The sequence below is a fragment of the Antarctobacter sp. genome (assembly GCF_048262615.1).
In the GTDB taxonomy this organism is placed as follows: Bacteria; Pseudomonadota; Alphaproteobacteria; order Rhodobacterales; family Rhodobacteraceae; genus Antarctobacter.
The window spans coordinates 13,638-26,442 of record NZ_JBLXFB010000001.1 but is presented as its reverse complement, the minus strand read 5'-3'; the positions used below and the strand labels follow the sequence as shown (position 1 = coordinate 26,442).

15 protein-coding genes and 1 tRNA gene are annotated in these 12,805 nt (G+C 62.1%); 2 read left to right on the top strand and 14 right to left on the bottom strand.

The features are described from left to right. Position 1: 1 nt before the first annotated feature. From ACN0S5_RS00135 to ACN0S5_RS00075, 13 genes are all read right to left on the bottom strand, one after another. Positions 2-793, bottom strand: a complete 792-nt coding sequence (locus ACN0S5_RS00135) for an ABC transporter ATP-binding protein (protein ID WP_417204895.1) — start codon at positions 791-793, stop codon at positions 2-4. A 2-nt stretch (positions 794-795) separates the two neighbouring features. Beyond that, entirely contained in the window at positions 796-1,779 is a 984-nt protein-coding gene (locus ACN0S5_RS00130) for an ABC transporter substrate-binding protein (RefSeq protein WP_417204894.1), read from the bottom strand. A gap of 876 nt (positions 1,780-2,655) precedes the next feature. Further along, a tRNA-Arg gene (locus ACN0S5_RS00125) sits at positions 2,656-2,732 on the bottom strand. A 246-nt stretch (positions 2,733-2,978) separates the two neighbouring features. After that, on the bottom strand, positions 2,979-4,199 hold the full coding sequence (locus tag ACN0S5_RS00120; RefSeq protein WP_417204893.1) for a cysteine desulfurase: 1,221 nt from the start codon (positions 4,197-4,199) through the stop codon (positions 2,979-2,981). Beyond that, a complete protein-coding gene (locus ACN0S5_RS00115; protein WP_417204891.1) occupies positions 4,192-4,776 on the bottom strand; it encodes a YIP1 family protein in 585 nt (194 codons plus the stop codon). The genes ACN0S5_RS00120 and ACN0S5_RS00115 overlap by 8 nt, the downstream gene beginning before the upstream one ends. Continuing rightward, positions 4,773-5,282 carry a YIP1 family protein gene (locus ACN0S5_RS00110; RefSeq protein WP_417204890.1) on the bottom strand — a complete coding sequence of 170 codons (510 nt, stop codon included), beginning with the start codon at positions 5,280-5,282 and terminating at the stop codon, positions 4,773-4,775. Before ACN0S5_RS00110 ends, ACN0S5_RS00115 begins: the two co-directional genes overlap by 4 nt. A gap of 3 nt (positions 5,283-5,285) precedes the next feature. Continuing rightward, complete coding sequence (locus ACN0S5_RS00105) at positions 5,286-6,566, bottom strand: SufB/SufD family protein (RefSeq protein WP_417204888.1); 1,281 nt, start codon at positions 6,564-6,566, stop codon at positions 5,286-5,288. After that, the gene (gene sufC, locus ACN0S5_RS00100) at positions 6,566-7,321 is read right to left on the bottom strand and encodes a Fe-S cluster assembly ATPase SufC (protein WP_417204886.1); all 756 of its coding nucleotides are present in this window, start codon (positions 7,319-7,321) and stop codon (positions 6,566-6,568) included. Before sufC ends, ACN0S5_RS00105 begins: the two co-directional genes overlap by 1 nt. A gap of 81 nt (positions 7,322-7,402) precedes the next feature. Then, on the bottom strand, positions 7,403-7,714 hold the full coding sequence (locus ACN0S5_RS00095) for a heavy metal-binding domain-containing protein (protein WP_323769982.1): 312 nt from the start codon (positions 7,712-7,714) through the stop codon (positions 7,403-7,405). A gap of 70 nt (positions 7,715-7,784) precedes the next feature. Continuing rightward, positions 7,785-8,006 (bottom strand): hypothetical protein, encoded by a 222-nt coding sequence (locus ACN0S5_RS00090; protein WP_417204884.1) that lies wholly within the window; start codon positions 8,004-8,006, stop codon positions 7,785-7,787. Next, a complete protein-coding gene (gene sufB, locus ACN0S5_RS00085; RefSeq protein ID WP_417204882.1) occupies positions 8,006-9,538 on the bottom strand; it encodes a Fe-S cluster assembly protein SufB in 1,533 nt (510 codons plus the stop codon). The genes ACN0S5_RS00090 and sufB overlap by 1 nt, the downstream gene beginning before the upstream one ends. 15 nt (positions 9,539-9,553) lie before the next feature. Next, positions 9,554-10,657 (bottom strand): cysteine desulfurase family protein, encoded by a 1,104-nt coding sequence (locus ACN0S5_RS00080; protein WP_417204880.1) that lies wholly within the window; start codon positions 10,655-10,657, stop codon positions 9,554-9,556. Between the two features lie 3 nt (positions 10,658-10,660). Then, complete coding sequence (locus ACN0S5_RS00075) at positions 10,661-11,128, bottom strand: Rrf2 family transcriptional regulator (protein ID WP_417204878.1); 468 nt, start codon at positions 11,126-11,128, stop codon at positions 10,661-10,663. Positions 11,129-11,315: 187 nt separating this feature from the next. On the opposite strand from ACN0S5_RS00075, the gene ACN0S5_RS00070 reads away from it, so the two are divergent. Both ACN0S5_RS00070 and ACN0S5_RS00065 read left to right on the top strand, forming a co-directional pair. Next, positions 11,316-11,969 carry an alpha/beta hydrolase gene (locus ACN0S5_RS00070; RefSeq protein ID WP_417204877.1) on the top strand — a complete coding sequence of 218 codons (654 nt, stop codon included), beginning with the start codon at positions 11,316-11,318 and terminating at the stop codon, positions 11,967-11,969. Between the two features lie 9 nt (positions 11,970-11,978). Beyond that, positions 11,979-12,260 (top strand): hypothetical protein, encoded by a 282-nt coding sequence (locus ACN0S5_RS00065; RefSeq protein ID WP_323769976.1) that lies wholly within the window; start codon positions 11,979-11,981, stop codon positions 12,258-12,260. 76 nt (positions 12,261-12,336) lie between these two features. Here the strand turns inward: ACN0S5_RS00065 and ACN0S5_RS00060 are convergent, their stop codons facing one another. Continuing rightward, complete coding sequence (locus ACN0S5_RS00060) at positions 12,337-12,753, bottom strand: DUF1801 domain-containing protein (RefSeq protein ID WP_417204874.1); 417 nt, start codon at positions 12,751-12,753, stop codon at positions 12,337-12,339. Between the last annotated feature and the right edge of the window lie 52 nt (positions 12,754-12,805).

The window sequence follows — 12,805 nt, the reverse complement described above, 5'->3', positions numbered from 1 at the left end:
GTCAGGCTACCTTTCTTGTCATAAGGAGGTCGCGCAGATGCGCAGCCAAGTCCTGCATTTCACTCAGTCGCATGGATTCCCCGGTTCGGGGGCGCGGTGCGGGAACGCGAATATCCTCGGCCACGCGGGCACCCGGCCCATTGCTCATCACGATAACCCTGTCGGCCAGCAGAACGGCCTCGACAATTGAGTGGGTGATGAACATCACCGTCTTGCGATGCTTCTGCCAGATGTTGAGAAGTTCGAACCCCATTTCCTCGCGGGTCAGCGCATCAAGCGCCGAAAAGGGTTCGTCCATCAACAGGATGTCGGGATTGTGCAGCAGGGCGCGTGCAATGCCCACACGCTGCTGCATGCCACCCGAAAGCCGCCCCGGTCGCCGCTTTTCCAGTGACCTGAGGCCGACTAGGTCCAGCAATTCATGGGCCCGTTCCCGTTGTTCCGGCGTCACTTTACCGTATTTGTGCTTCATCGGGAAAACCACGTTGTCCCCCAGCGTGGCCCAGGGCAAGAGCGTCGGCTTCTGGAACACGATGCCGATATTGTCACGTGGCTCTGTCACCTTCCTGCCGTGCACGTCAACGGTGCCTGCCGTTGGATCAAGAAGCCCCGCAACCAGCCGCATCAGGGTGGATTTTCCACAGCCCGATGGGCCGAGGATTGCCACGAACTCGTGGTCATTGATGGACAGATCGACGTTTTGCAGCGCGACAATCTCACCAGCCAGCGTATCGAATTTCATTTCGACATCGCAGAACTGGATCGCAGGCGCCGAATTGGTTTCGACGTTCATGTTCAGGACTCCGGCATAAAGCTACGGTCGACCACGGATTCAGGGTCGAGATCGGATACATCGAACCCCTGGGCTTCGGCCACGCGCAGCCATGTTGCCTTGAGCCGCTCGGCGTCGAATACACCTAGTCCGTCCGTTTCGGTGATTTCGTTGAAGATCAGCACCAGGGCATCGTTGAGCGAGCCGCGCGCCGTCGCCTGATCCATTTCCGGCACAGCATCGGTGACCGCCTGAGCGGCATCGTCGGGATTGTCGCGCATGTATTCGACGGACTTCACAAAGGCATCAAGGAACCGGCGTGCGACGTCGGGGCGCTCTTCAAGAAACTTGTTGGATGCGACAACCGTACCGGAATACATCACCAGTCCGGCATCGGCCCAGGGCAGCACGATCATTTCGCGACCCGCGTCCTTGGCCTGCTGGGTATAGCGGGTGACATCGGTGATCCAGGACACCACCGCGTCGGTCTGGCCGGTGACCAGCATCGGATTCAGTGCGCCGGGATCGGTCTTGATCAACTCGATATCGTCCATGGTCAATCCGTTGTCATGCAAAACCAGCGGCAGATAGACGTTGGACGAGGTGAAAGGAGAGGTAACGAGGCTCTTGCCCTTGACGTCGGCAAAGCTTTCGATGCCGTTGCCCTTGAGAGTGAAAAACGCGTGCGGGCCCTGATTGTAGTAGGACATGACCGCCGTCACGGGCAGATTTTCGGTCACCCGAGCCGCCATCAATGCGCCGATATCCGCATTGCCGATGTCTGTGTTGCCGGTGGCCAGTTTTGTCAGCGATTCCGAAGAACCGCGACCGGTTTCAAGGGTGACGTTCAGCCCTGCATCTTCGCAAAAGCCGCGTTCGATACACACGAAAATAGCGGCCTTGTCGCCGCCGGGTAGCCAGTCGAGCTGGAACTTGACCTCGTCTGCGGCATGAACGCCTGTCGCCAGGACGGTGGAAACGGCAGTTGCTGTGAGGAACGACTTCATTTTTTTCTCCATGTTGTATTTCCCAAACGCATGACCGTGTGCCGTGCGCCGTGCGCAATTCGGAACTGGTGCAGATTTTCGGAACAGGGGGAGGTAGTTGTCTTTGCTACCCCAACCGAAAAACCTTCCAGGTAAGCTGCATCACTACAGAGCAATTACCAAAGAGCCGGAGGGCGCAAAGTTCGCTTCTACTCACAAAAATGATACATTCCAATCTCCCTCAAAAGCAAGAAAAAATCTATTTTGTTGACAATGTGGCCAGTCCGGTTTGTGCCATCATGCGGTCCGTGGTGTGGTAAGTTGACGCAATCGTTGATGAAATCCGGTATACCAAGAACCGTTGCAGCCCGCAGCTTCGATACCGGAAATTCAGGCCTTGGGCGCAGCAGGTGATCCGTCACTAAGGACCCGCCGAGGACGTAGCGATGTGCAGGCAGAATCGCCCTGGTCAGGAGAGAATGCGCGGCCAAACGGACGACCGTCTCCATGCCGCTCACCCATGGATCGCGCCCTGCCCCTGGTGTCCTATCTCGACCGCCCTGCGCCGGGTCTTTATCGCCGTGGCGCTGATCGGCATCGTCGTTGCGGTCGCCGATTGGAAGCGGGGGTTGAGCGGATGGGCAGGTCTGACCGGCCGGCGTCTGGCCCGGCCGCAGTAGACGACAGCCCGGCCGGACAGTCGCGCGGCGGGATCCTCGCGGAGGGCGGCCGGACCCCGCCCCGATCGGAGACCGGACAGGGCACGAGTCCCTGAGGAAAGTCGCGCACGACACCCGCGCGGCGAACAAACGGGCAATGGTTTCTGGAAACCGGGTTGGAAACTCAGGTGAGAGTGTCGCAATCGTGCGAGACAAAACAACAGGTTAACTGGATATGTGGCGCACCCATGAGGATTCGAACCTCAGACCTCTGCCTTCGGAGGGCAGCGCTCTATCCAGCTGAGCTATGGGTGCTTCGGCGGTCTCTATAGCCGCTCCCCAATGGTGCTGCAATGGGGATTGACGAAAACCGTCCCGCCATTTGACGCAAAGCCACCGGGGCGGAACCGGATGCAACGGGCCGGGACGGACTCCGGAGAAATCCTTGGCCGCCGGGCTGTTGCCCGGCCCCGGCCACAGGCAACCGCATCGCGACGACGCGTATCGGATGCGCTCCCCGCCCGCCCGCACGTGGCCAGATCGGTGCGCAACAGTGACGTTTCAGCCGAAAAGATCGTGCGCCAGTTCCAGCGCGTCGATCAGCGCGTCGACCTCGGCGGTGGTGTTGTACAGACCAAAGCTTGCCCGGCAGGTGGCCGTGACACCCAGAAAATCCATCAGCGGCCCGGCACAGTGATGCCCCGCCCGCACCGCGACGCCCTTTTTGTCGAGGATGGTCGAGATGTCGTGCGCGTGGCCGGCCCCCTGCATCGTGAAGGAAAAGATCGCCGCCTTGTTGGGCGTCGTCCCCTGCACGCTGAGCCAGTTCAGACCGTCCAGCCGGGTCCGCGCATAGTCGCGCAAGGCTTTTTCATGGGCGGCGATGTTCTCCATCCCCAGACCCATCATGTACTCCAGCGCGACGCCCAGACCGATCTGCTGGACAATGCCCGGCGTGCCGGCCTCGAACTTCATCGGCGGGTCGTTCCATGTGACCTCGTCCTTGTGGACCTCACGGATCATGTCGCCGCCGCCCATGAAGGGGCGCATCTCATCCATCCGCGCCCTGGCAATCCAGATCGCACCCGAGGCGGAGGGACCATAGAGTTTATGGCCGGTGATGGCGTAGAAATCACAGCCGATATCGGCAACATTCACCGGCATGTGAACCGTCGCCTGCGATCCGTCGACCAGCACCGGAACGCCTTTGGCACGGGCCCCGTCGCAGATGGTTTTCACATCCACCACCGTGCCCAGCACGTTGGACAGATGGGTGACGGCGACCAGCTTGGTCCGGGGACCAATGGCGTCGATCACCTTTTGCGGGTCCAGATAGCCGGTGGAATCCACATCCACCCATTTGATGACCACGCCCTGCCATTCCCGCAGGAAATGCCATGGCACGATATTGGCGTGATGCTCCATCACCGACAGGACAATCTCATCGCCCGGTTCCAGATTGGGCATGGCCCAGCCATAGGCCACAAGGTTGATGCCCATGGTTGTGCCGGTGGTATAGACGATCTCCTCGGCATCCTTGACGCCCAGAAAGCGCGCGATGATCTCTCGCACGCCTTCATATTTCTCGGTCGCAAGGTTCGACAGATAGTGCAGGCCCCGGTGGACGTTGGCGTATTCCTCGGCATAGCCGCGCGTCACCGCGTCGATCACCACCTGTGGTTTCTGCGCCGATGCCCCGTTGTCGAGATAGACCAGCGGCTTGCCGTTCACCTCACGCGAAAGGATCGGAAAATCGGCGCGGATCTTGTCGACGTCATACATGGTCTGTCATTCCTTCGGGTGTGACCCCGGCGAGGGTCAGTAAGAGCGAGACGGCAAACGCCATCGCGAGCATGCCCAATACCAAGACAGCCAAGGCACGCAAGGGTCCGCCCAGTTCATGCGCCTCATCCAGAAAGTTTACCGCGATCCAGACGCCAAGAGCGGTCACTATCATCGTAGCCAATCCCGCCAGCATTGCCGAGATCGGGACAATCAACACCATCGCCGCCTGAACGAGAACCCGCAGACTTTGCATCCAGATCATCAGCAGGGCGATTTCCTCGATCCGCGCCTTGCCACCGAACAACCGACCGGTCCATGTCAGTGCAAGGATGCTGGCCGCCAGTGCGCCGCCCTGCATGACAAGGAAGATCACCGGGCTGGCAAGGATGGCAGGAACCCCGGCGGGGTTGATCAACAGGGACATGGAAAAAATCAGCGCGTTCAGCACCACGACCAGCGCAAATGCGGTCCACAGCGCCTCTCGTCCCGGACGGATCGACAGCAGCAGGGCGGCGACCTCGCGCGGGTTTGTCACGCTTTGCAGCGCCAGTTTCAGGTAGCCGTCCAGCGTCACACCGCGCCCTTTTCCACACCCGGTCCCGCCCGATTGCGCGCCGCGCGCAACCCCGTGGTCCAGAACCAGAGGAACACCGCCAGCCAGACGGCGCCCACCAGCGTCAAGGCGCCCCCGGCACCGATGAACCCGGCAACCAACCCATTGAGCAAAGCCAAGGGGGACGCCGCCAGCAGCGCCCAGAACAGCGCCAGACGGGACTCGTACCCGCCCACCGGACGACCGATGCCTCTGGCCACGATCTGGCTCAATCCGGCGATGACATAAAAGATCAGCGGCAGGAAAATCACCGTCGCCAACAGCGCGCCGCCCAGTGCCGGTTCAAGGTCGGTGCCCTTCAGATGCGCGTCGCGCGCCAGTTTGGGCAGTTGCGCGATGAACATCACGCCACAGGCCCCCATGACGTAGGCCAAGGCACGCGGCTCGCTGACCCCGCGCGCCAGAAGCGCGCGCAGGGTGCGACCGGGCCTGCGATAGCTGGCCACGATATCGCTGGTGACAGGCACCGCTCAGCCGCGCCGACGCGCCAGCCAGGCCGACACACGCGCAACCAGCTCGTCTTGCAGGCTCTCGTCCTCGATCTCCTGCACCGCCTCGGCGATAAAGGCGATGGTCAGCAGATCCTCGGCGGTGCCGCGCGGCACGCCACGGGCGCGCAGGTAGAACAGCCCCTCTTCGTCGATCGCCCCAGAGGTGGAGCCATGCGAACAGGCCACGTCATCGGCGTAGATTTCCAGTTCCGGCTTGGCAAGGAACTGGCTGTCGCCGTCCAGCAGCAGCGACTGGCTGATCTGATAACCGTCAGTCTTCTGCGCCCCCGGTTTGACCAGGATCTTGCCCTGGAACACCCCGGTCGCGCCGTTGCGCAGCACCTTCTTGAACACCTGACGGCTTTCGCAATTCACCGCGTCATGGGTGACAAAGATCGTGTCGTCATGGTGGAACGCGCCATCGCCCATGCAGGCCCCGGCCACATGCGCCACCGCATCGTCGCCGGTGATGTCGATCACCACCTCGTTGCGCGTCAGCACGCCGTTCACGGTCAGGGTAAAGCTTTTAAAGGTGCTCTCCTGCCCCAGACGGGCAAAGATATGCGTCGCGGCCCGGCGCTCATGGTCGCGGCCCTGCGCGCGGATATGGTGCAGCGTGGCACTGTCGGCCACATCCACCTCGATGCACTTGTTAAAGCGCGCGGCGGCGGGACCGTTTTCAAGCAGTGTCACCTCGGCGCCCGCGTCCAGCTTGATCACGTGATGCAGGGTCGCGTCAGAGGTGTCGACCTCGTGGCGATAGATCAGGTTGATCGGTTTGGACACCTTGCCGGTCACATGGATCAGCACGCCGTCGCTGGCAAAGGCGGTGTTCAGCGCAGCCAACGGGCGCGCCACGGGCGTCTGCCCCGCTGTCTCAAGCACACCGTACAAGTCCTTGGCCCAATGAATGTCTTTGGCCTCGGCCAGACGGTCGATGGTGACCCCTTCAAGGCTCAGATCATCGGACTCCTCGGCAGAGAACACGCCGTCCACAAAGACGATTTTCAGCCGATCACGCGCCTCGAACAGCGGTGCCTCGTCGTCGGCCTCCAGCACGGCGGCCGACGGCGCATCCGCCGACACCAGCGTATCGGGGCGGGTGTACTTCCAGTATTCGTCACGGGCGGTGGGCAGACCCATGGCGCGCAGACGTGCCAGCGCATCGCGGCGCGCAGGCTCGCTCCAGCCGCCTTCGGGCAGCGTCAGCGCGGAAATCCGCGCTTCTGTTGCGTCCATCTTGGTTTGCGGCAGCGCCATTACGCGACCTCCTCAAGGATGTCGGCATAGCCGTTCTTCTCGACCTCAAGCGCCAGCTCGGGGCCACCGGTCTTGATGATGCGGCCATCGGCCATGATGTGAACCACGTCCGGTTTGATGTGGTCCAGCAGGCGCTGGTAGTGCGTGATGACAAGGAACCCCCGGCCCGCGTCGCGCAGCGCGTTCACGCCGTCCGCCACCAGTTTCATCGCATCCACGTCAAGGCCCGAGTCGGTCTCATCCAGAATGCACATCTTCGGTTCCAGCATCGCCATTTGCAGGATCTCGTTGCGCTTTTTCTCACCGCCGGAAAAGCCGACATTGACCGGGCGCTTGAGCATCTCGGCGTCGATTTTCAGCGACTTGGCCTTTTCGCGGATCACCTTGAGGAACTCGGCAGAGGACATTTCCTCTTCGCCGCGCGCCTTGCGCTGCGCGTTCACGGCGGTGCGCAGGAAAGTCATGTTGCCGACACCGGGGATTTCAACCGGGTACTGGAACGCAAGGAACAGACCGGCGGCGGCGCGGTCCTCGACCTCCATCTCCAGCAGGTCTGCGCCTTCCAGCGTGGCCGATCCTTCGGTCACCTCATAGCCGTCCTTGCCCGACAGGACATAGGACAGGGTCGACTTGCCAGAGCCGTTCGGCCCCATGATCGCGTGCACCTTGCCCGCCTCGACGGTCAGGTCGACACCTTTGAGGATCTGCTTGTCCTCTTCTTCAAGTTTGACGTGCAGGTTCTTGATTTCCAGCATTTTTAGTCCTTCTCAAGTCTGGCCAGTCGCGCACCTTTGCCAACGGGCGGGCGCGAGGGTGTTCCATGGTTGGGCGGTGGATCAGTCGATCACCACCGCCGTGCCGCTGGCCGAAACCATCAGCATATTGTTGATCACTTCATAATCGAGGTCGACGCCCACAACGGCGGTGCCACCGATGGACGCGGCGCGCTCTTCCAGTTCCCGCAGCGCGGTTTCGCGGGCTTCCTGAAGGCTGGCCTCATAGGCGCCGGAGCGGCCACCGATGATATCGGTGATCCCGGCAAAGATGTCGCGGAACACGTTGGCGCCAAGGATCGCCTCACCCACCACGATGCCCTTGTAGGCGGTGATGCGGCGGCCTTCGATGGCCGGGGTCGTGGTGACAATCATCGTTCAACTCCAAGATCTTGCGACGCTTTCCTCAGGCAAGAACCTGCCAAAAGACCTATCCGCAGGGTCGTTACAGCGGCCCCCAATGGCCCCAGAGGTTACAGTGCCGGGTGACAAACAGGCTGGGCTCACAGTCGCGGACCCGCATGGCGGTCTCCACATCAATCCCGTACAGGAAGGTCGGGTCGTACTGTGGACCGGCGGCCAGCGCCGGTTCCTGCAAGCCAACACCGCCGACCAGCATCATAACGCCCGCCAGCAGCAGACCCGCCAGTCCGACCCGCCGCAGCATCAGCCCACGGACCCTTCAAGCGAGATCGCCACCAGTTGCTGCGCTTCCATGGCGAACTCCATGGGCAGCGCCTGCAACACGTCGCGGCAGAACCCGTTGACCACGAGGGCCACGGCCTCTTCCTCATCCATGCCACGCTGGCGGCAGTAGAACAGCTGGTCGTCGTCCACCTTGGAGGTGGTCGCCTCATGCTCAACCCGGCTGCTGTTGTTCTTGACCTCGATATAGGGGACCGTATGCGCCCCGCATTTGTCGCCGATCAACAGGCTGTCACACTGGGTATAGTTACGCGAATTCTTCGCCTTGGGGTGCATCGACACCAGGCCCCGATAGGTGTTCTGCGCAACACCCGCGCTGATCCCCTTGGACACGATGCGCGACCGCGTATCGCGACCCAGATGGATCATCTTGGTGCCGGTGTCGGCCTGCTGGTGGTTGTTGGTGATGGCGATGGAATAGAACTCACCCTGAGATTCATTGCCGCGCAGGATGCAGGACGGGTATTTCCATGTCACGGCAGAGCCGGTCTCAACTTGCGTCCACATCACCTTGGCCCGGTCGCCCCGGCAATCGGCGCGTTTGGTGACAAAGTTGTAGATGCCGCCCTTGCCCTCTTCGTTGCCCGGATACCAGTTCTGCACCGTGGAATATTTCACCTCGGCGTCTTCCTCGATGATGATCTCGACCACCGCGGCGTGCAGTTGTGCAACGTCGCGCTGCGGGGCGGTGCAGCCTTCGAGATAGCTGACATAGCTGCCCTTGTCGGCAATGATCAGCGTGCGTTCGAACTGACCAGTGTTCTCTGCATTGATGCGGAAATAGGTCGACAGTTCCATCGGGCAGCGCACGCCCGGCGGCACATAGACAAACGACCCGTCAGAGAACACGGCCGAGTTCAGCGTGGCGTAGAAGTTGTCCGAAACGGGTACCACAGAGCCAAGGTACTTCTTGACCAGTTCGGGGTGTTCACGGATCGCCTCGGAGATCGAGCAAAAGATCACGCCCGCCTTTTTCAGTTCCGCCTGAAAGGTGGTGCCCACGGACACGGAATCGAACACCGCATCCACCGCCACGCGGCGCTCCCCTTCCTTGGCCTCCGCCGGGGTCGCCTCCGCGCCCTCGACGCCCGCAAGGATCATCTGTTCTTTCAGCGGAATGCCAAGTTTCGCGTAGGTTTCCAGCAGCTTGGGGTCGACCTCATCCAGCGACTTCGGCTTTTCGGTCATCGACTTGGGCCGGGCGTAGTAATACTGGTTCTGAAAGTCGATTTCAGGGTAGTCGACCATCGCCCAGTCAGGCTCTTTCTTCTGCAACCAGCGCTCATAGGCCGCCAGACGCCAGTCGGTCATCCACTGGGGTTCTTCGTTCTTTTCCGAGATCAGACGCACGATATCCGGCGTCAGCCCCTTGGGGGCGTATTCCATCTCGATATCGGTGTCCCAGCCGTGTTTGTAGGTGCTGACCGATTTGACGGCATCCACCGTCTCCTGGTCGACGCCGTCCTTGACTGTCACTTCATCGAAAGCCGCCATCGGGTTTCCTCTCTTTCATGCGGCCCGCGCGCGGTGCCGCTGGTATTTGCTGATCCAGGCGTCGCAAAAGCGCGCCACGTCGTCTTCTGTTGTCTCCAGACCCAGGCTCACCCGGATGGCGCTGCCTGACGTCTGGTCGTCATATCCCATCGCCTCCAGCACCCGGCTCCGGCGGACCTTGCCGCTGGAACAGGCGGACCCGGCGCTGACCGCAAAGCCCGCGAGGTCCATCTGCATGACCTGCGTTTCCCCCTTCCATCCGGGGGTGGCAAGGCAGGCCGTGTTCGGCAGGCGCGGCGACTCTTTCCCGACAGAAATAGTCACCTCAGAGGCAGCCTCAAGAGATTCTTCTAGAATGTTTCTAAGTTTTTCGACACGGGCCCAGTTCCCTGCCGCAACGTCACGCTGCGCGGCCTCTGCCGCCGCGCCGAACCCGGCGATGCCGACGATGTTTTCAGTGCCGGAGCGCCGTCCCATTTCCTGCCCGCCGCCCTTCAGGATCGCCCGCGGATCGTCGCGGGTGAAGTTGATGAAGGCACCCACGCCCTTGGGGCCGCCGATCTTGTGCCCGGACAGGATCATGTAGGCCGGTTTGGGCCCCTCGGGGTAAAGCACCGGCACCTTGCCCGCCATCTGGGTGATGTCGCAGACCACGGCCCGGTCGCCGTCACTGGCCACAACACAGCGGTCCGGCATCATGATCCCGGTCTCGCTGTTGGCGGCAGAGACCGCCACCAAGGCCGCCTGCCCGCCCGGCACATCCAGACGGCCAATCGTGCCATCGGCGCGATGCAGCGCGGGCAGATCGACCTCAGACCAGACGTTCAGACAGTCGTGTTCCGTCGGCAGCGCCGCAAACACCCCGCCGTGCCGGTCCTTTTGCGCCACCGCCAAGGCCGCCGCCTCTGTCGCCGATCCGGTAAAGATCACCTGAGAGGTCAGACACCCCACAAGCGCCGCAACCTGTGCGCGCGCCGTCTCGACCACGCCTTTGGCAGCCCGCCCTTCGGCATGCACCGAAGAGGGATTGCCCACCACTTCCATCGCCGCGATCATCGCGGCGCGCGCCTCGGGGCGCAGCGGCGTGGTGGCGTTGTGATCAAGGTAGACCCGCGACATGCCTTACTTGTCCTCTTCATCCACCACGGCAAAGATCGACGGCACCGCCGGACAGGGGGCCAGCGAGTTCTCGACCACATCGGACAGCCGCGTCTGGTGCAGGAACACATAGACATGCGCCGACAGGCTTTGCCACAGGCGGTTGGTCATGGATTGCGCGCGGCTGCCCGACAGCCCGCCAGAGGCCCCCGCGCCCACGTGCATCGCATCCACCGTCTCATCGACGGCGGCCAACACCTCGACCACCCGGATCTCTGCCGGGGGCCGCGCAAGGCGGTATCCGCCGCCGGGGCCGCGCACCGATTCCACCAGCCCGGCGCGCCGCAGCTTGACGAACAATTGCTCCAGATAGGGCAACGACACGTCCTGCCGCTTGGAAATATCGCCCAGCGTGACCAGCCCGTCAGAGGGCTGCATCGCGATATCCGTCAGCGCGACCATGGCATAGCGTCCTTTGGTGCTCAGTTTCACGGCTTCTCCGCCCCTGTTTGCGGCGGCAATTGACCTTGTCCGTTCAATTGCCTATCTGCTTTCCAGCCCGGATCACGCCAAAGCCGATTTAGAAACCTTCTAAAGTAGCTGCGTGTTTTGGTCAAGAATGCCACGGCGACCGAATGAGCCGCCCGGCCAGTTGCTGTGTAAGGAGCCACTCCGCCCCATGCCCGAGGTCATTTTTCCCGGACCCGAAGGCCGCCTTGAAGGCCGCTATCACCCGCAAAAAGACCGCGATGCCCCCATCGCGATCGTTTTGCACCCTCACCCGCAGTTCGGCGGGACCATGAACAACAAGGTTGTCTACAACCTGCACTACGCGTTCTACAACATGGGCTTTACCGTGCTGCGGTTCAATTTCCGTGGTGTCGGGCGCAGTCAGGGCGAATACGATCAGGGTGTCGGCGAACTGTCCGATGCGGCCTCGGCGCTGGATTACCTGCAATCGATGAACCAGAACTCCAAACACTGCTGGGTGGCCGGGTTCTCCTTTGGCGCATGGATCGGGATGCAACTGCTGATGCGGCGGCCAGAGATCACCGGATTCGTTTCGGTCTCGCCGCCCGCCAACATGTATGACTTCAGCTTCCTTGCGCCCTGCCCCTCGTCCGGTCTGGTCATCAACGGCACCGCCGACCGCGTGGCGCCGCCGGCCGACACCCGGTCGCTGGTGTCCAAACTGCATGAGCAAAAGGGGATTCACATCACCCATCAGGAGGTCGAAGGGTCGGGACACTTCTTCGAAGAGCCGCATATGGATACGCTGATGGAAACGGTCTCGACCTATGTAAAGCGGCGCCTGACCGAAAACACCCGTTGAGGAGATCCCATGTCCGTCGTCGATGATCTGGCAGACAAGCTCGCCCGCGACACGATCAAGGCGATGGACGTGCTTGGCGACGAAAACCTGCCGGACCAGGTGGCGGCGGTGCTGGGCGCGTCGTCGCCCTCGTCCGAGGAAATCTTTCGCGCCGCGGTCCGCATCCGGTTGGCCGAGCGGCGCGCCCGCGGCTTCCTGAACGACCACGTCCAAAAGGCGCTGGAAGCGAAGAAACGCGGCGACGCGGTGCCGCAGGCGATTGCGCCCGGTTCGGACAACGAAAACCTCTGACCCGGTTCTCTGGCCGGGTTGGCGCAACGCTCAATTGGTCAGACGCGGCCTGACAACGGGCCGCGTCTCTCCGTCTTCAGCTCGGCTCGATGGGCCAGTGTCCGGCAAGATCGTCCAGACCGGCACGGATCAACTCTGCCAGAACCGCCGGATCCACCTTTGACAGCGCGCCCAGATACAAACAGGACTTGCCCAGCCTGTGCGGCCCCAGCCGCGACAGGATCGCGCCGAAATCGGCGTATCCGGGCATGATGTAGACCACCATATTGGCCTTTCGCGGGGCAAAGCCGGTGGCCAGACTCTGGCCGGAATGCCCGCTGGCATAGGTATAGGCATAGCGCCCGTAGCCCACGATGGAACTGCCCCACAGCACCGGGGTCCAGCCCGTCACCTCACGAAACAGCCGGTCCAGAACCAGCGCATCCTCGCGCCGGCGCGGCGGCTCTACCCCTGCCAGAAAATCCGCGACCGAGGCCTCTGAGGGTTGTGTCATTCGATCCGCCATCTTCCCGCCCCTGTACGGTGCATCCGGTCTGGCCGCGTTG